Source organism: Clostridioides sp. ES-S-0048-02, assembly GCF_020658495.1.
Classification (GTDB): domain Bacteria; phylum Bacillota; class Clostridia; order Peptostreptococcales; family Peptostreptococcaceae; genus Clostridioides.
The window spans coordinates 319,052-337,441 of record NZ_JACVWH010000003.1 but is presented as its reverse complement, the minus strand read 5'-3'; the positions used below and the strand labels follow the sequence as shown (position 1 = coordinate 337,441).

The window sequence follows — 18,390 nt, the reverse complement described above, 5'->3', positions numbered from 1 at the left end:
ACTACACTCAACATAGATTTTCAAGATTTAGAGGGTCTGAAAACTTTGATTTTACGACCCTCTGTTTGTTTTTTAACTTCTATTATTTATTTTCTAAATATATCAATCGCATGACTCGTAACACCTATTAAATCTTCGCGTTCACAAGTAGCAAAGTGATATTTCAAATATAACTCAAATTCTTCATCATCCATAGCATCGACTGCTTCACGCATACATAGGGCTAAACCATCCGATGCGACGTAATGCAGTCTTGTTACAGGAAAAACAGACATCAAATCGTCAATGTTTTCTTTACGGACAAGTTCAAACAAATCCTTAGGACCTGACTTGGTAGCAAATGTTTGTGGGTCAATCAAGCCCTTTTCAATATATTCAGCTACATTGATATTTCCTCGGTTGAACCCTTCATCAATAAGGCAGCCATCAGATATAACATATGCAGCAAAAATCACACCACCATGTTTTGTTACACGAATAGCCTCATGTAGAGCTTGTTGTTTATCCTCTTTGCTATAAAGATGATACAACGGACCTAATAACAATGTAATGTCATATTCATTATCTGAGAAAGCAGACAAATCCATAGCATTACCTTGAGTAATAGTTATATTTTCATTTGATTGAATATTTTTACGGAAAATTTCTATGTTATGTTCGACCAATTCGACTGCATCGACGTCATATCCCTGACGTGCCAGCGTGTGAGAATATCGACCAGTTGCAGCACCAATTTCAAGCACACGGTCGCTAGGTTTTATGTACTTTTCAATGTAATGCATAGTGGTTAGGAATTCAACTGTTCCATGCTTTAATGCCAACCGACTATCTTCGTCGTAATTATTGTAAAAATCAATTAAGTATTGGTTTGTTTTCATATTGCACCCCCTTCTGTATTAGTTAGTAAACATCAAATAGATAAATTCCAATCCTTTTTTTCTTGTTTTATAAAAGCTGATAATATATTTTTCAACATTTTTTCGGCACTATTTCTATCTAATGTCAATTTTTTCGTTGCTGTTAAGACAGCTATGCCATGAGTATAAAGAAATAAATCTAAAAATATGACTTTTGCACATTCTAACTCTATTCCAATACTTTCAGAAAAAAGCCTTGCCTTTTTTTCATTATCAATTTCTTTGTAGAAATCATTTGGCTCTTCCATCATCAAATCTAAATCGTTTATAAACAACAACTTAAATAAATGTGTTTCTTCTTGAGCAAATTCAATGTATGAAAGTGGAAGTAATAAATATTGACTGACATTTTCAGAATTATGATAATTAATAACATACTGATTATAGTATTCATATGCAAAAGCAAGAAATTCACCTTTTAATTCATCCATATTTTCATAGCAAGTAAAAATTGGTCGAGTGGAACATTGTAATTTACTTGCGATACTCCTTGCATTTACAGTTTCAAATCCTGTTTCTCTTGTAATATCCAAGACAATATTCAAAATCATTTCTTTCGTTATTTTTGCTTTAGGTGGCATATAAATTCACTTCTCCATTAAATTTTTATAAAATACATACGTTATATAACAATTGTTGCACATTAAAAAAATTATGTCAAGAAATAGTTTTGCATTTTTTATCATTCCTGAAGCTGACAAATAAAATATGAGTTGCAATTAATCTATTAATAGACGATTGCAACTCATATTTTACTTTAAATACTTTTCTTTTTACATGATATTTCATATACATAATCTTCTGATGAATTAATATCACTTTCTTTTGAATTAATATTACTTTCTTTTCTTTTTTTAGAATCAATTAAGACAAAATATAGTATAAAACCTACAACAAGTCCCCAGGTTCCACCTTTAGCAGCAATCACGCCACCCATCAGCCCAATTAATCCTCTCTCTACGCCAGTATCACATAGTTCCATTGATAGTTTAGTACATAAGTAACCTTGAACTAAAAGTGTCACTGATAATGCTAATGGTATAAGAGGCGTAGCTATTTGGGCAATTGGATAAAAGCAGATAAAAATAGCTGAAACCCATACTAACGTACCCATACCACTAAAAATAGACTGCATTGCTTCCTTTCCAACCTTATATCTTTGAGCAACACTTCCAGTAAGAGTTGCAGCTAATGGACCACACATAGCTATATATGGAGAAATAACTGCCATAACAATATTTCTTATCCCACTTATAATATTAGACCTATTAGAATTAAAATCAATATACTCATCTGTTCTGTTTTTACTTTCAGAAAGAACTAAATTTTCACCTGTTATAAAATCACCAAATGCAATTATGTATATCATGAAAGCCATTGGCAATCCTTGTATAAATAATATTAGACTTGGAAAACCTATTCCAAAAGGAGATACTGTATCTATTAATTTTTGAAAATCCATTATATAAATAATATTTTCAAAATTAAAGCTAGGAATTCCTATTTCTTTACTAAATATTCCTATAATTAAACTCACTAAAATAGCTGGAACTACTCCATATTGACCTAATCGAAATAAAAACTTATTCTTTACTTTTAGAGCATCGAATTTTTCAGAAAACATTACAAAGCAAGCAACTAAAATCCCAACTGTTATAGATATTGGATAAGATTCAAATCTGCCTTTAGGACTAAATTCTGCTATTACAGTTGATATACCAACTCCCATAAGTATTCCACCTTTGATGGAATTTGGGATTCTATTTACTAGTTTTCCAGCTATACCTGTTATACCCATTAAAATAAATATAATTCCTAAATCTATTTGTAAAGCTGTTAATGCTTGTATTCTTTCAATACCAATATTGAACTTTAACAAATATGCAGTTGTAAGAGTTATAGAAGCTGTAATCCAGCCAGGAACTACTGGGTCTCCCATAAAAACATGCAGGCAATACAATATTGAGTTAATGATAGCCATACTCCATGCTACTTCATAGGGTAATCCTAATATTTGCGTGCTAAGTCCAATAGTTCCTAAGCTTGTCATACTTGATATTATGCCTTGAATAGCTTCCGGTTTCTCAAATCTGTAATGTATAAATGGAATTCGTATCTTAAACATTCCAAATTTTATGTGAGGCTGTTCACTTCTAGTGAGTCTTTCCATAATTTCACTCCACCTTTCAATAACTCTTATTAATTGTTTATAAATTATCAATCTTGTTAAAACTAGTATATAACATATAAATTACATAAACAATAAATTAAAATTGTAAAATTGATAGATTTTGTGCATATATAGAAAGATATATCCATTTTTATTTTTTTATATCGATTGATAAAGGTTCTTTATAAAATTCAATAGTTCTTTTCCATGATTCAAACTGTCCTTTTGCATTACCTTTTACAGTTCCTCCTGAAGAAAATATTCCTCCAGCCATATTCATAGATAAAGTTTCACTTAGAGGTACAATATATGGAATTGGTAAAGGATGTCCCATCTTATCATATGTTAATAGTTCCACATTATATTGGTAGTTATTTCTTTTAAGTTTTTCTATGATTTCTACACAACCATCATAACTATTCCAAATATTATCTTCTTTTCCAGCAATCATAAGAATGTCAGCTTCAGAATTTTCTACTTTTATCCTAGCCTCTTCTTTATTGTCTGCCCTTTCAATACTTTTCTTATAAGTACTGGCAAATCCAAATGGAATTCCTTTTTCTATATCTTTTTTCTGGTCTTCAAAGAATATATTATTGTCTACCTTGATATATGGAAGTGGCTTACCTTTATATGACCATGATGAAGTATCTTTTCCATTCATTTGTCCATCAAGTGCTTGAAAACAATACGCATGAGGCTGTGATACTACTACTTTTTTAATTTGTTTATATCTTGAAGCAAGTAAAAGTGCTAACTCACCACCTTTTGATGTCCCATGTACAAATATTTCTTTAGTATTAGTGATTTCATCTTCACTAATCCATTTAAATATTTTTTCAAAGTATTCTAATGGTACTTCTTCTAACTTACTTGGCAATCCTTCTAGAGCAAAATAAGCAACTGCTAGTACATTGAACCCTCTAGATGCAAGTGGAGCTGCCAGGAGTTCTAAAGCATCTAAATTTCCATCAGAACCCCCTAAAACTAAAATTGTTTTATTACTAGAGTTTTGTTTATAAAATAATTTTCCTATAAATTCATCAGATATATCTTTTGTGATAATATCTTCTGTTTTGAACAATCTCTTCAACTTAACTTCTTTTCTTTCAATATCAGATTCAAATATCATATTCATGATTATTGGTTTATCAATAGATATATTTTCTGCAAAATTTTCACCTTCAGTTTTTGACTTTTTCAGAGAATAAATTAACCCCATGCAGTCAGTAGTTTTATAAGTCCCTTCTACAGGTTCAATTGAATCTAAATCCACTTCTCCTTTTTCATTTGAATAAAATACCCCATAAGATGAGAATTCCTCTCCTTTACACCATGGAAATTCCATTTTCATAGATACTCTTAATTTACTATTTGGAATTAAGCCTGAAACTATAACTTTAATTTTATCATCTACAAGTGATTCTGCATTGTATATATTTACTTTCATAATTGATTCCTCCATGTAATAATTATTGCTCATGATTTATATATTTGAAATAGCTTTCTTCAGCAAGCTATGAATAATCCAAATATAAGACATCATGTTGACTATTTCATTATATCAACTCGAATCAATTTAGTCAATATATTGTCTTTTCTATTTACTTAAAATTATTTTAATAATATGAGCTATTCGTAATTTAAAATTTTGCTTATATTGAGTGATAGAAAAAATAAAACCACTCCTTTAAAGAAATGGTTTTATCTAGAAAATATAAATTATTTTTTAGTAAGCTTAATAAGTATTTTTTATTTAAAATTTTAGTACAAACATGTATTTCTTTATTTATAAATTTTACAAAATTTATGCATTGGCAAAAGTGTATATGGCATTAACCCTTGCTATATATAGATTTTCATCACTACAACCAATATATTTAGCATACTTTTCAATCTTCTCTCTTGCATTTTCAGCATCACTTTCATCGCTCTCTACTAGTTCATTTATATAAAGGTCCATTAAAGAAGCCTTATATTCTTTTATATTATATCCTAAAAATTCAGTTAATCTTTCAATCTCCTTACTAAAATCTCCATCTTCCTTTACCAAAAACTCGTATACATCTTCTCTATATGGATTTAATGTTATTATTTGTTTTACAACCTTACACTCATCTGCTTTTCCAATAAAACCATCTTTGTAATTATTAAACAAGGCATTAGATTTTTTTATAGATTCTTCATCAATATAAGAATGGACTTCACTGACTCTATTTTCTATAAGCGCATCTATTACAGCATAATGAATTTTGAAACAATCATTATACAAATAATTGCTCATTTTTTTTACTGTAGATTCTATTTCTAAAAAATTTGCATGATTATTTTTTTTATTCTTATTTGGTATGATAAAAGTTTTATTTAAGTTATTAAAAAGCCTTTTAAAATCTAAATATTTTTCACAATAAACACTTTTAAAGGTATCAATATCTATAGTTATAATTCCAAAACTCACTATAGTCTCGATTCCTTTCTTAAAAGATTCCTCTATATATTTTTCTCCTAGATTTAGACCTCTATCTGATATTTGTTTTAGATTTTGAAAATTATTTAAACAATCTCTCTCAAAGTTTTTAGAAATTTCTAAAGCATACAATTTAAAAATTTTTCTTATCTTATTATAATTATTTTTTGTATCATCAAACCTGATAATAGCTCCATTTACATCAAATGTAATCATTGAGTTTTAACCTCCCCCATTAGTTTCATCAATAAAATAAATTTAATATAAACTTTATAATCATAATATTAAACTTATTTCTACTATAATTATTAATTTGATGATGAAAGCCATTTTCCTTCTAAATAAAAAATTTGTCTAAAGTTTTTAAAAAAATTAGACAAACTTTAAGTTTTTAATCTCTAAATTACTCCAAATACACCAAATAATATTGGTATAAATATGGCTGGTAATAGATTTGCTACTTTTATATTTGTTAGCTTAAGTACATTTAAACCAAGTCCTATAATTAATAAACTTCCTGCAGCTGTCATTTCTGTAACTACAGGGTCACTTAAAAATCCATTTAAAAATGATGCCCCTAAACATATAATACCTTCATATAAAAATACAGATACAGCAGAAAACATTACACCTATACCTAAAGAAGCTGTAAATATAACAGAAGCTATCCCATCTATTACTGATTTTACAAATAAAGTATCATGGCTTCCTGTAAGTCCACTTTCTAACGAACCAACTACTGCCATAGCCCCTATACAAAATAACAAACTAGATGATATAAAACCTTCAGCAATAGAATCCTTTTTATTGCCTTTAGAAAACCTACTCTGCAAAAATGCCCCTAATTTATTTACCCATTTATCAATATCTATTAACTCTCCTATTAAAGCTCCTAAAGCTATAGATATTATTGTCACTAGTGTATTCTTTCCTTCTAGTGCTCCTGATATCCCTATATATAATACACATAGGGCAATTCCGTTCATTATAGTATCACTTACTCTTTGAGGTAAGCCACCTTTGATTATAAGACCTACTATACACCCACCTGCGATTGCTAGACTATTTGCTATTACTCCAAACATTTTTTCTCCCCTCGATTAGTTAATTAAATTTTGCTTAAGTTCATTAAAAACTTAAATGTCAATGATTTGTAGTGGATATTCCAAATATTCCAAAAATTTTTCAAATCCTTTTTTTGATATATTTACAGTTTTAGTATTTATATTTGGATGAAAATTTAAATACTCTTCTTTAATTACATCCTCATCTATGTAAAGCTCTACTTTTCTTTCTGTATCATTCACCAATGAAAAAGGATTTACACTTCCAGGAAGAAGTTTAAGTACATTGTATAATCTTTCAGGCGAAGCAAATGATAACCTAGAACTTCCTATTTTTTCTTTAACTGAATTTAAATCAACATGTTTATCCCCTCTAACTACAATTAGATAGTATTTGTTTCCTTTAGCATTTCTTAAAAATAAATTTTTACACTGACATCCTTTTGTTATATCATTTAAAATTACTAACTGCTCTGCTGTATATACAGCTTCATGTTCTACTACCTCATATTTAATATTTAACTTATCTAAAATATTGTATATTTTAGTTTCATTTAAATTTACTTCAGTTGCATCTGATAATTCTGTTATTTTATCTTTTACATCACTCATCATGCTATATTCTCCTTTAATACTTTGTATATTACACTTCTCCTGTTTTATAGTAAATATTATTCTACTATGGCTATTACTCTTACTGGAGCACCATCAGCGTCATTATACTTAAATGGAGCTGCTATAAATAGAAATCTTTCTGGCACAGCTTCTAAATTTGTAAGATTCTCTATTATTATTTTACCTTTTTCAAACAAAATGTGATGTACCTTAAAAGCTGATGTGTCGTATCTATCTACAGATAACATATCAATTCCTATTCCCTTTAGATTACTATCAGCTATATAGTTTGCAGCCTCTTCTGTTAATGTAGGATAACCTACATAATATTGCTTTTTATCCCAAAACTTTGACCAACCTGATTTAAATATTATAAACTCACTACTTTTTATTTCATCTTCATATTTTTTTAGATATTCTAATTCTATGTTTTTGCTTCCTTGCTCAAGTTCTAATACATAAGCCTTACCGACAAAATTTTCTATATCCAATGTATCTAAGGATTCACCTTTAGTATACATATGTTTTGGTGAATCCATATGAGTTCCATTGTGAGAAAATACACTGATTAATGTTTCTTGATATCCATTTTCTTCAATAATAGCTACTTTTTTTATATCTGGTCTATTAGTCTCTGCATATACAGGCATATCATTATGTGTCACATGAGTTAAATCAAAAACCTTCATTTTTTATACCCCCTATGTTTTATTTTCTATTATATACCTAAATTCACTTTATTTCTATTGGATTTTATCCTATTATTGCCAAATTAGTATATACTTTTTATAAAATTTAATGGATTCATAGAAAAATCTTGAAAAGAATTATCAGTAAATATAACATCTTCTCCTAAAAAACGCTTATATCTTCTTTCTTCTTTTTTTAAAGTAATCCTTTGTTTTTGTGAATGATTATTAAACACCATTATTTTAAGAGGTGTTTTTCCACCATTTGTTTGTACTCTTTTTAACATATATTTTATATGCATATCAGCCTCTGGAAATGAATACCCACAAAATACCAGAAGGTCAGCCTCTCTCAAAGTTTTTTCTGTCTCATTCCAAACATTACTTAAAAATATATTTGACATATTCTTAAAATATGTTGGTGGAACTATGATTGGTTCTGTCAGTTCTCCACACTCCAAACATTTTGTTTCTGAACTATTTTCAATTAGTTTCATAACACCACCTTCATGTGGTGTAAGAGTTAAACTGTTGCAAATAGGACAGTAAAGCCAGTTCAATGAACCATGTATCTTATAGAGTTTAATTAATGGTTCTTTTGGTTTTCTCCAGTTTAATTCTTCCTTAAAATTAGTAAATTCTACACCATAATCAAGCATAATAGGCAAATCATTTTTATCTCTTAAGCCAGTAACTGTATTGTCTATATGTATATCATAATTTGCACTAATAAAAGTTGTATCAAGGAGTAAATCATTTTGTAAAAGATTTTCAACTAAAAGTTTGTGATATTTATTATCTGTTCTAGGTGTATTATGAATTGCTTCAGCCATCAATAGTATTAAATACTGTCTTAAAAAACGTATACTATCACTTCTATTATTTAAATTTTCAAGTCCAAAATTTCTAAAGGCTTCTCTTCTTTGTTCTGCTAAATCTAAAAGCCCTAAAACTTCTTCAAATGTTGGAAAATTTGCATTATCTAGATTATCTTTTCTTATGTCAATATTAAACATTTGTTTAAAAAAGGCATACAATTCTCTATTCATATCAGTATCATAATTTTTAGGTTTTAATTTCTTAAAGTATTCACTAAATAATTCATTTTGAATGGGTAAATTTTCTGCAGCTGAAGCTCCTGCTCCCAAAAATATAGCTATTTTCATATAATTCCTCCTATATAAACATTACTATTATTTTTTATATCTATTAAATATTTATCTTATTAACTTATTTAATAATACAACAATAAAGCTGTCTTTTACTAGAAAAAATCCTATTACAAGACAGCTTTATATTTATATTTAAATCTTTAATAATTCATAAATAGAAAGAGCATATATTTGAGCAGCTTTTACAATATCCTCTACTATCAAATGTTCATTAGCTTGATGCTCAGTTTCTGGTTTCCCTGGGAAAATAGCTCCAAAGGCAACACAATTGTCTAAAGCTCTTGCATAAGTTGCTCCTCCAGATGAAAGAGGTGTTCCATCAAGACCAGTTTCCTCTTCATATACTTTTCTCAATGTTTTAACAAGAAGTGTATCTTCTGGAACATAAATTGAATCTAAGAAATCATATTCTTTATAATCTAAATTATATTTATCTGTTATTTTCTTTAGTTCTTTTACAAAATCATCTTTTTTATATGTTACAGGAATTCTTACATCAATTCCAGCAAATTCTTTTTTACTATCAATAGTTACTTTACCTATATTTACTGTTAATTTTCCTGATACATCATCCTTGCAATTAGGAACTATATTGTTTCCATTAGCATCTTCACCAATAACTTCTGCTAAAAACTTAATTATATTAGAATCTATTCCTATATTATTAAGAGCTATACAAAGTCTAGCTACTGCATTTATACCAGTATCACTAGCTGCTGAATGAACACTTTTTCCTATTATACATATTTTATTGCCTTCAACAGTGTATTCAAAACCTAATTTATCTAATTCTTTTTTTAACTTATCAGAATATTTTCCAATATAAACTGCTTTTCCTGGAACTGCATTTAAAGCCTTCCCAACTGATAATTCTATATCACTTTTACTCTCACATGTTAAATGAACTTGTAAAAGACCTTTTTCTGCATTTGTTATTGGAAATCTAGAATCAGGAGTAAATCCATAGTCTGGTACTTCTTCATTATTTTCTTTGTATTTATTTATACATCTCCAAAGATTTTCTTCATCAGCTCCAAAAATGAATCTTATTCTCTTATTTAAATCTATATTTAAATCCATAAGAGCTTTTACTGCATAAATTGCTGATATTGTAGGTCCTTTATCATCTTGTGTTCCTCTTCCATATAACTTACCATCTTCTAAAACACCTTCAAATGGAGGATAATTCCAGCTTTCTAAGTCACCTTCTGGAACTACATCAACATGACCAAGTATACCTATCATTTTTTCACCTTGTCCTATTTCTGCATAGCCATAATATCCATCTTTATATACTGTTTTAAACCCTAAAGATTTACATAAGTCTAAAATACCTCTTAAAGCCTTATCTATATTTTCTCCAAATGGGAAATTTTTAGTTGGCTCAGATATAACACTAGGTATTTTTACACTTTCTTGTATTGAAGAAATCATTTCATCTTGTAGAGAACTTACCTTTTCTTTAATTTGTTCTTTCATAATTATCACCCTTCAATTCTCATCATAATATACTAGTAAATATTTTGACCTTTTAAAAGAAAAATATGCTTACTTTTTTAGTTTTTTTATAAATTCAATTGCTTTTAAAGTACCCATTTTAGAGTGGTCAAATGTAAGCCCTCCTTGGAAGTAAACATTATAAGGAGGTCTTATTGGAGCATCTGCACTTAGTTCTATAGAAGAACCTTGTATAAATGCTCCTGCTGCCATTATAACTTCACTTTCATATCCAGGCATATCCCAAGGTACAGGTTTAACATAAGAATCAACTGGAGCAGCTTCTTGTATTCCTTGGCAAAAACTTATGACTTCATCAGCATTATTAAGTCTAATACACTGAATAATATCACTTCTTAAATCATCATGTTTTGGCAATACATCATATCCTAATTTTTCAAAAGCTCTTGAACAAAATATAGCTCCCATTACAGCTTGAGATACTACATATGGTGCTAGGAAAAATCCTTGAAGAACATTTCTAGTAGTTCCAAAAGTAAGACCACATTCTTTACCTATTCCAGGAGAAGTCATTCTATATGATATAAGCTCAATTAAATCTTTTCTACCAGCTATATACCCACCTGTTAATGCAAGTCCACCTCCAGGATTTTTTATTAGAGAACCAGCCATAACATCTGCTCCAACATCAGTTGGCTCTTTAGTATCTAGAAACTCACCATAACAGTTATCAACCATTACTATAACTTCTGGTTTAACAGATTTTATTACATCAATGGCTTCTTTTATATCACTAATTGAAAGTGATTTTCTCCAAGAATACCCTTTTGACCTTTGTATCATAACAAGTTTAGTTTTATCATTTATTTTTCTTTTAATTCCTTCTAAATCTAAATTTCCATCTTCTAAAAAATCTACATCATCATATGTAACACCATATTCTTTTAAAGAGCCTTTTTCTTCTCTTATACCTATAACACCCTCTAAAGTATCGTATGGTCTTCCAGTAACAGATAGAATTTCATCTCCTGGTCTGACTATTCCTTGTATACATAAAGTGAGTGCGTGTGTTCCATTTACAATTATTGGTCTTACAAGAGCATCTTCTGTATTAAAAACTTTTGAATAAATTTCCTCTATTTTTTCACGTCCAATATCATTATATCCATATCCTGTAGTCCAATTAAAATGCATGTCACTTAATTTAGATTCTTGCATAGCTTTTAAAACTTTATATTGATTGTATTCTCTTATTTCTTTTATTTCCTCAAACTTATATTTTATATCTTCCATTATTTCTTGTGATAATTTAAAAGTATCATCATCTATCCCATAGTAACCTTTCAATAATTCTTTTGTCTCATTAAGCATTTTATCACCTGTCTCTTTGTTATTTTATTTAAACATATCAAAGGAGACTATTTTACTAAAACAAATAAATTGTAGTTTATAAGTTAGCATAAGTCTCCTTTTAATTATCTTAAATTAAATTAGTTATCTATTGTTATTGTTGTTATTATTTTGATTTTGATTAGTTAAATTAATATATTTACCAGGTTGTATAGTCGAAACAGCATGTTTATAAATCATGTTTTGTTGTCTATTGTCCCCTTCTATCAATATTATATAACTGTCAAATCCTTTTACAAGCCCTTTGACTTGAACTCCATTGACTAAATATATAGTAACAGGTATCCTTTCTTTCCTAGCATTATTTAAAAACAAATCTTGTAAATTTAAAACTGTATTTTTCATTAGATTTGTACCCTCCCAAGATTAAATTGAACATCTAAAATATTCCTATCTTATATTCTATATAAGTTATGATAAATTTTCAATATGAAGTTGTATACTTAAAAATTTATATATATTATTTTATAGAATTTTTAATATATATAATTATTTCATTTTTTAATAAATCTATATCTTCATATTTATCCAAATCAAACCATTTTGCTGTTTCATATCTTTTAAACCAAGTTATCTGACGTTTTGCATACCTTCTAGAATCCCTTTTTATTATTTCAATGGCCTCTTCATATGTATATTCTCCATCTAGATACTTCAACATCTCTTTGTATCCTATACCTTGCATTGATATCATATCTTTTTTAAATCCCATATTTAGGAGTTTTTTAACTTCTTCAACCAAACCACTCTCTATCATGATATCGACTCTCATATTTATTCTTTCATACAAATGCTCTCTATCTCTATTCAAAACTATTATTATAGGTTGATAATCGTCATTAAATTTTAAGTCACTTGAAAAATCATTCATTTTATTACCACTTAAACAAACTTCAAGTGCTCTTATAACTCTCTTTGTATTGTTTTTATGAATTCTATCAGCAGCTTCTTCATCAAGTAATTTTAATCTATCATGCATGTAATCTATTCCATTCTCAAGAAGTTGTTTTTGAAGTTCTTTTCTTAATTCATTATTAGCATCAGATTTTGCAAAATCCATATTGTATATTAAAGAATTGAGATAAAGACCTGTTCCTCCAGTCACTAAAACACACTTTCCCTTTTGATTTATTTCAGATATATATTTTTTTGCCCTTTGTTGAAATTCTGAAACTGAAAATGGATAGTCAGGTTTAACCTCATCTATAAGATAATGCTTTACTCCTTGCATTTCCTCAGATGTAACTTTTGCACTTCCAATATCCATATATTTATATATTTGCATAGAATCTGCTGAAATTATCTCTGCATCCATATCTTTTGCTAACTTTATTGACAAATCAGTCTTTCCAACAGCAGTTGGACCTGTAAGTATTATAAGTGGTATTTTTTTCATAACATTCCTTTCCATATATTTTAAATATCCAAAATATTTTACATAATTCTTTTAAACATTTTTTCTATTTCGGTCTTAGAAATTTCAACCATTATAGGTCTGCCATGAGGACAAGTAAATGGATTCTCACAATTTTCTAATTGTTCCAATAAGCTTTTTATCTCAATATCATATATTTTATCATTTGCTTTTATAGCAGACCTACATGCCATAGATGCAAATCTCTCACCTTTTAAATCATAATTACTTGTAATCTCATCTATATTATCAATTATTTGAAGTATAAACTTTTCAGTTTCTGGAATTCCAAATATAGTTGGAACACATCTTATCATTACATGATTGTTGCCAAAAACTTCTAATTCGAAACCAAATTTCATAAATAATTCTAAATTATTTTCAATTTGAAGCATATCTACATTTGATACTTCAAGAATTACTGGGTCTAAAAGTATTTGCATATTGATATCTTGTCTATAGAACTTATCCATATATCTCTCATACAAAACTCTTTCATGTGCAGCATGTTGGTCTAACAAATACATAGAATCATCTTTACTTAGAATTATATAAGTATTAAATACGACTCCAATTACAGAATATCCATATAAAGAAAATCTTTGTTTTGAATTAGTTAAATATTCCTCTTGGCTGTCTTTAATACTTTTTTCTAAATAATTACTATCTTCATTTTTAGAACTATCAATTTGTTTAGGCCTATCAACTTGAAATTCTTCTTGTATATTGTCATTTACAACCTCTTCTTCTAAAGAGCCAGTATTTTTTAATTCATTTTCTATATTTGCATTTAAAACTTCGCTTACAGAAAGAAATTCGTCTATTGGTTTTTCACTTGATAAACTTACAACTTCAATGAATTCATCTTTCTCTTTAGTTGTATTATTATTTTTTGAATTAGCTTCAATGAAGTTCTTATTTTTAAATTCATAATCTGTACTTTTTTCTCTACTATTGATAGCAATTCGAGGCTGCGTTTTTTTATCATTATATGTAGCATACTTTCCAATAAGATTAGAATGTATTAATTTAACTTTTAAAAAATCTCTTAGCTCTATATACACTTCTTGTTCTTTTTCAAATTTAACTTCAAGCTTATTAGGATGTATATTTACATCAATACCTGCTGGGTCTACTTCTATATTTAAAAAACAAACAGCATGCTTACCTATTGGAATTATAGACTTATAACTTTCAGTTATTGCATCTATAATTATTTTACTTTTTACAAATCTTTTATTTATATAGATATGTTGCAAGTTTTTATTGGAACGATAGATGTTATTATTTCCTATATATCCATCAATTTTAAAGTGATTGCATTTAAATTCTATATTTATTAGGTTTTCCGTTATTTCTTTTCCATATATACTCCTAATAGTATTTATGAGCTTTCCATCACCTGGTGTATTTAACATTTGTTTATTATTATTTGTATATTTAAATTGGATATTAGGATTGCCTATTGCAAGCTTATTTATCAAATCACTTATGTTTATGGTTTCAGCATGGGTAGATTTCAAAAATTTCTGTCTTGCTGGTGTATTAAAGAAAATCTCTTTTATAATGATTGTTGTACCATTAGTGGAACCAATTGGCTCCTTTGAAACTATTTTTCCACCTTCTACAAATATTTTAGTTCCAACCATTTCATCTTTGGTTTTAGTAATCATTTCTAATTTTGATATAGCTGAAATAGATGCTAATGCTTCTCCTCTAAATCCAAGAGAGTACAAATCATATAAATCATCAATTTTTTTAATTTTACTAGTAGCATGTCTTAAAAATGATTTCTCAACTTCGCTTGAAGGTATTCCTATTCCATTATCTGTGATTTTAATTAAGGTTTTTCCTCCATCAATGATATCTATAGAAATCTTATTTGCACCTGCATCAATAGAATTCTCAATTAATTCTTTTAATGCAGAAGACGGTCTTTCTACTACTTCTCCTGCTGCTATTTTATTTATAGTCAAATCATCTAGGATGTTAATTATATTTTTCATTTTTACACCTCTAAGATTTTATTTCTTTTGCTTTTTTTTGAAGACTGTAAAGAGAATTTATAGCATCTAATGGAGTCATATTTAAAATATCTAAGTTTAAAATTTCTTCTGACAATATATCTCTCTTTACACTATCAAAAGATATTTGAGTTAGTGCTAATTCCTTTACAAAATCTTCTTTATCAATTTCTTCTTTACTATCCTTTTTCTTCATTGAAATAACTTCATCGTTTAACGTTTTAAACTTAGAATTTAGTTTATCATAATCCTTTTTCATGTGTTTATAATCTTTTACTATAAGCTCATGCTCTATTTTTAGAGATTCGTATTTATTTTTAAAATTGCTCTGATTTACCTTAAGTAGTTCTTCATCTAAATCATTATTAATCACAATAGTTTTTTCTTTATCTCCATTTATTGCTACACTGTTATAAACATGATTTTTTTCTAAATCCTTAAGTATATATTTTGCTCTATCTATGACTTCATCTGGCAATTTAGCTAATTTAGCAACATAGATTCCATAACTCTTATCTGCACCTTGAGGAATTATTTTTCTTAAAAATATTATTCCCTCTCCATCTTCTTTAACTGCTATTGAATAATTTTTAACCTCTTTAAATTCTTCTTCTAAATCAGTAAGTTCATGATAATGTGTTGCAAATAGTGTCTTACATCTAATATTCTTTTGAATATATTCTACTATTGACCATGCTAAACTTATACCATCATAAGTACTAGTTCCACGTCCTATTTCATCTAAAATAACTAAGCTTCTTTCAGTAGCATTTTTTAATATAAGAGATACCTCATTCATCTCTACCATAAAAGTAGATTGTCCTTGAGATAAATCATCACTAGCCCCTACTCTTGTAAATATTCTATCTAATATCGGTACATTAGCATATTCTGCTGGAACAAAAGAACCTATATGTGCCATAAGTGCTATTATAGCAGTTTGTCTCATATATGTTGACTTACCAGACATATTAGGTCCAGTTATTATGTTAATGATGTTTTCTCCACGATTTAAATATGTATCATTTGGAACAAAATTTTCTTCACCTACTATATTTTCAACAACTGGATGTCTACCATTTCTTATATCGAGTTTATTATTTTCGTTTATCTGTGGTTTTATATAGTTGTTTATGTGAGCAACTGTTGCCAAAGATACAAAAACGTCTATATTAGCTATAATCTTAGCTACTTTTTGTATTCTGTCTATATTTTTATATATAGTATCTCTTATACTTACAAATATCTCATATTCTAGAGATTTAATTTTCTCTTCAGCATGTAGTATCTTTTCTTCTATTTCTTTTAACTCTGGAGTTATATATCTTTCTGCATTACTAAGTGTCTGCTTTCTTATATATGTCTCATCTAGTTTTGCTTGTTTAAAGTTAGCCTTTGTTATTTCTATATAATATCCAAATACTTTATTAAATCCTATTTTTAATGATTTAACTCCTGTCTTTTCTCTTTCTCTATTTTCTATTTCTTTTATAAGAAAAGCACCATTTTTAGAAATATCCCTCAATTCTTTAAGTTCATCACTAAAATCAGATTTAATTATATTCCCATCTTTTATAGTTATTGTAGGGTCTTCCAAAATGGCTTCATCTATTAAACTGTATATATCGTCCAACTTGTCCATTTCTGATACATACTCTTTTAATCTATTTGCATTTGATAAGTCTATTGTGTCTTTTAGATTTGGTAATTTTTCTACTGAATTTTTTAAGTGAACTAATTCTTTTGGTGTTACTCTTTCAAATGCTATTTTCCCACATATTCTTTCTATATCATATATATTTTTAAGTATATCATTTAAATCTTCTCTTAGTATAAAATCATCTTTTATTTCTTCTATTACATTTAATCTATTTTCAATTTTAGGTTTATTTATCAGAGGCTCTTCTACATATTTTCTTAGAAGTCTTCCTCCCATTGCAGTAGATGTTTTGTCTAAAACATGTAATAGTGAACCTTTCTTTTTATTTCCTCTTATAGTCTGAGTAAGTTCTAAATTAGTTCTAGTAAACATATCTAAGACCATATACTCTGATGAATTGTATATATTTATATTATTAATATTGGATGTTATCTGCTTTTGAGTGTTATATATATAGTTTAGAAGAATTGATAAACTAGATTTTATAAGACCCTTATCATCAAACTTTAATTTTTGTAGATAAACCTCTGGAAAATACTCTTTTAATATATTTATATCTAAATAGTTGTCGCTAAAACTTTCATTTATGTATATGTTGCTTACAGTAGCTATATCTCTAAGTTTTTCTATAAAATTCAAATCATTTATAATTATTTCTGTAGGATGAATTTTTGCAATTTCTTCTATTACTTTATCTTCATTCAGACAAGTTGCATTAGCTTCTCCTGTACTTATATCTACATAAGTTAAACCTATATTGGCGTCATCTTTATATAAAGATAATAAATAATTATTCTTTTTATTTTCAAGTAAATTTCCATCTAGAACTGTTCCAGGAGTAATAACTCTTATTACCTCTCTCCTAACAATTCCTTTTGCAGTAGATGGGTCTTCCATTTGCTCACCTATTGCTACTTTATATCCATTTTCTACTAACTTTGATATATATGAATTGGCTGAGTGAAATGGTACTCCACACATAGGAGCACGTTCTTCTAAACCACAGGCTTTCCCTGTTAATGCTATTTCAAGAGCTTTTGAAGCTACTAATGCATCTTCAAAAAACATTTCATAAAAATCTCCCAATCTAAAAAACAGTATACAATCTTTATATCTATTTTTTACTTCAAGATACTGTTTCATCATAGGAGTTAATTTATTCATATCTATTTGCATTATTAAACCTCCTTCTTTTCTAATTAAATATTATATCATAGTACTTGATTATTATTAACATAATATATAAAATTTTGACGTATAACTAAAAAACAATCCAAAATGCTGATTGCACTTTGAATTGTTAAGTTTAATAATCACTAGGTAAAAACGT

The 18,390-nt window shown here is 27.9% G+C and carries 15 protein-coding genes; all 15 read right to left on the bottom strand.

Translation table 11 applies throughout. The annotated features are described in order from the left end of the window. Positions 1-86: 86 nt before the first annotated feature. Positions 87-878 (bottom strand): class I SAM-dependent methyltransferase, encoded by a 792-nt coding sequence (locus tag IC173_RS06705; RefSeq protein WP_227855330.1) that lies wholly within the window; start codon positions 876-878, stop codon positions 87-89. A 32-nt stretch (positions 879-910) separates the two neighbouring features. Beyond that, entirely contained in the window at positions 911-1,498 is a 588-nt protein-coding gene (locus tag IC173_RS06700) for a TetR/AcrR family transcriptional regulator (RefSeq protein WP_227855329.1), read from the bottom strand. Between the two features lie 176 nt (positions 1,499-1,674). After that, positions 1,675-3,087, bottom strand: coding sequence for a hypothetical protein (locus tag IC173_RS06695; protein WP_227435142.1), 1,413 nt, complete (start codon positions 3,085-3,087; stop codon positions 1,675-1,677). Positions 3,088-3,238: 151 nt separating this feature from the next. Continuing rightward, on the bottom strand, positions 3,239-4,537 hold the full coding sequence (locus tag IC173_RS06690; protein ID WP_227855328.1) for an acyl-CoA thioesterase/bile acid-CoA:amino acid N-acyltransferase family protein: 1,299 nt from the start codon (positions 4,535-4,537) through the stop codon (positions 3,239-3,241). 357 nt (positions 4,538-4,894) lie between these two features. After that, a complete protein-coding gene (locus IC173_RS06685) occupies positions 4,895-5,770 on the bottom strand; it encodes a kinase (protein ID WP_227823948.1) in 876 nt (291 codons plus the stop codon). Positions 5,771-5,952: 182 nt separating this feature from the next. Continuing rightward, on the bottom strand, positions 5,953-6,639 hold the full coding sequence (locus IC173_RS06680) for a DUF554 domain-containing protein (protein ID WP_227435139.1): 687 nt from the start codon (positions 6,637-6,639) through the stop codon (positions 5,953-5,955). Between the two features lie 51 nt (positions 6,640-6,690). Continuing rightward, a complete protein-coding gene (locus IC173_RS06675; protein ID WP_227435138.1) occupies positions 6,691-7,230 on the bottom strand; it encodes a prolyl-tRNA synthetase associated domain-containing protein in 540 nt (179 codons plus the stop codon). Positions 7,231-7,289: 59 nt separating this feature from the next. Continuing rightward, positions 7,290-7,922, bottom strand: coding sequence for a cyclase family protein (locus tag IC173_RS06670; RefSeq protein ID WP_227855327.1), 633 nt, complete (start codon positions 7,920-7,922; stop codon positions 7,290-7,292). Between the two features lie 83 nt (positions 7,923-8,005). After that, a complete protein-coding gene (locus tag IC173_RS06665; protein WP_227435136.1) occupies positions 8,006-9,088 on the bottom strand; it encodes an SIR2 family protein in 1,083 nt (360 codons plus the stop codon). Between the two features lie 138 nt (positions 9,089-9,226). Next, on the bottom strand, positions 9,227-10,573 hold the full coding sequence (locus IC173_RS06660) for a M20 family metallopeptidase (protein WP_227435135.1): 1,347 nt from the start codon (positions 10,571-10,573) through the stop codon (positions 9,227-9,229). A 69-nt stretch (positions 10,574-10,642) separates the two neighbouring features. After that, positions 10,643-11,923, bottom strand: a complete 1,281-nt coding sequence (locus IC173_RS06655) for a methionine gamma-lyase family protein (protein ID WP_227435134.1) — start codon at positions 11,921-11,923, stop codon at positions 10,643-10,645. 123 nt (positions 11,924-12,046) lie between these two features. Continuing rightward, positions 12,047-12,307 (bottom strand): RNA chaperone Hfq, encoded by a 261-nt coding sequence (gene hfq, locus IC173_RS06650; protein ID WP_003428780.1) that lies wholly within the window; start codon positions 12,305-12,307, stop codon positions 12,047-12,049. Positions 12,308-12,422: 115 nt separating this feature from the next. After that, on the bottom strand, positions 12,423-13,358 hold the full coding sequence (gene miaA / locus IC173_RS06645) for a tRNA (adenosine(37)-N6)-dimethylallyltransferase MiaA (RefSeq protein WP_227823952.1): 936 nt from the start codon (positions 13,356-13,358) through the stop codon (positions 12,423-12,425). Between the two features lie 38 nt (positions 13,359-13,396). After that, positions 13,397-15,382 carry a DNA mismatch repair endonuclease MutL gene (gene mutL / locus IC173_RS06640; protein ID WP_227855326.1) on the bottom strand — a complete coding sequence of 662 codons (1,986 nt, stop codon included), beginning with the start codon at positions 15,380-15,382 and terminating at the stop codon, positions 13,397-13,399. A 10-nt stretch (positions 15,383-15,392) separates the two neighbouring features. Then, positions 15,393-18,236 (bottom strand): DNA mismatch repair protein MutS, encoded by a 2,844-nt coding sequence (mutS, locus tag IC173_RS06635; RefSeq protein ID WP_227855325.1) that lies wholly within the window; start codon positions 18,234-18,236, stop codon positions 15,393-15,395. Between the last annotated feature and the right edge of the window lie 154 nt (positions 18,237-18,390).

What these genes read in the sequence shown, in the direction of transcription:
- mutL (WP_227855326.1), bottom strand. Translation starts at nt 15,382, where the DNA reads ATGAAAAATATAATTAACATCCTAGATGATTTGACTATAAATAAAATA.
- IC173_RS06695 (WP_227435142.1), bottom strand. Translation starts at nt 3,087, where the DNA reads ATGGAAAGACTCACTAGAAGTGAACAGCCTCACATAAAATTTGGAATG.
- IC173_RS06655 (WP_227435134.1), bottom strand. Translation starts at nt 11,923, where the DNA reads ATGCTTAATGAGACAAAAGAATTATTGAAAGGTTACTATGGGATAGAT.
- mutS (WP_227855325.1), bottom strand. Translation starts at nt 18,236, where the DNA reads ATGCAAATAGATATGAATAAATTAACTCCTATGATGAAACAGTATCTT.
- IC173_RS06660 (WP_227435135.1), bottom strand. Translation starts at nt 10,573, where the DNA reads ATGAAAGAACAAATTAAAGAAAAGGTAAGTTCTCTACAAGATGAAATG.
- IC173_RS06685 (WP_227823948.1), bottom strand. Translation starts at nt 5,770, where the DNA reads ATGATTACATTTGATGTAAATGGAGCTATTATCAGGTTTGATGATACA.
- IC173_RS06675 (WP_227435138.1), bottom strand. Translation starts at nt 7,230, where the DNA reads ATGAGTGATGTAAAAGATAAAATAACAGAATTATCAGATGCAACTGAA.
- IC173_RS06690 (WP_227855328.1), bottom strand. Translation starts at nt 4,537, where the DNA reads ATGAAAGTAAATATATACAATGCAGAATCACTTGTAGATGATAAAATT.
- hfq (WP_003428780.1), bottom strand. Translation starts at nt 12,307, where the DNA reads ATGAAAAATACAGTTTTAAATTTACAAGATTTGTTTTTAAATAATGCT.
- IC173_RS06665 (WP_227435136.1), bottom strand. Translation starts at nt 9,088, where the DNA reads ATGAAAATAGCTATATTTTTGGGAGCAGGAGCTTCAGCTGCAGAAAAT.
- IC173_RS06670 (WP_227855327.1), bottom strand. Translation starts at nt 7,922, where the DNA reads ATGAAGGTTTTTGATTTAACTCATGTGACACATAATGATATGCCTGTA.
- IC173_RS06700 (WP_227855329.1), bottom strand. Translation starts at nt 1,498, where the DNA reads ATGCCACCTAAAGCAAAAATAACGAAAGAAATGATTTTGAATATTGTC.
- miaA (WP_227823952.1), bottom strand. Translation starts at nt 13,358, where the DNA reads ATGAAAAAAATACCACTTATAATACTTACAGGTCCAACTGCTGTTGGA.
- IC173_RS06680 (WP_227435139.1), bottom strand. Translation starts at nt 6,639, where the DNA reads ATGTTTGGAGTAATAGCAAATAGTCTAGCAATCGCAGGTGGGTGTATA.
- IC173_RS06705 (WP_227855330.1), bottom strand. Translation starts at nt 878, where the DNA reads ATGAAAACAAACCAATACTTAATTGATTTTTACAATAATTACGACGAA.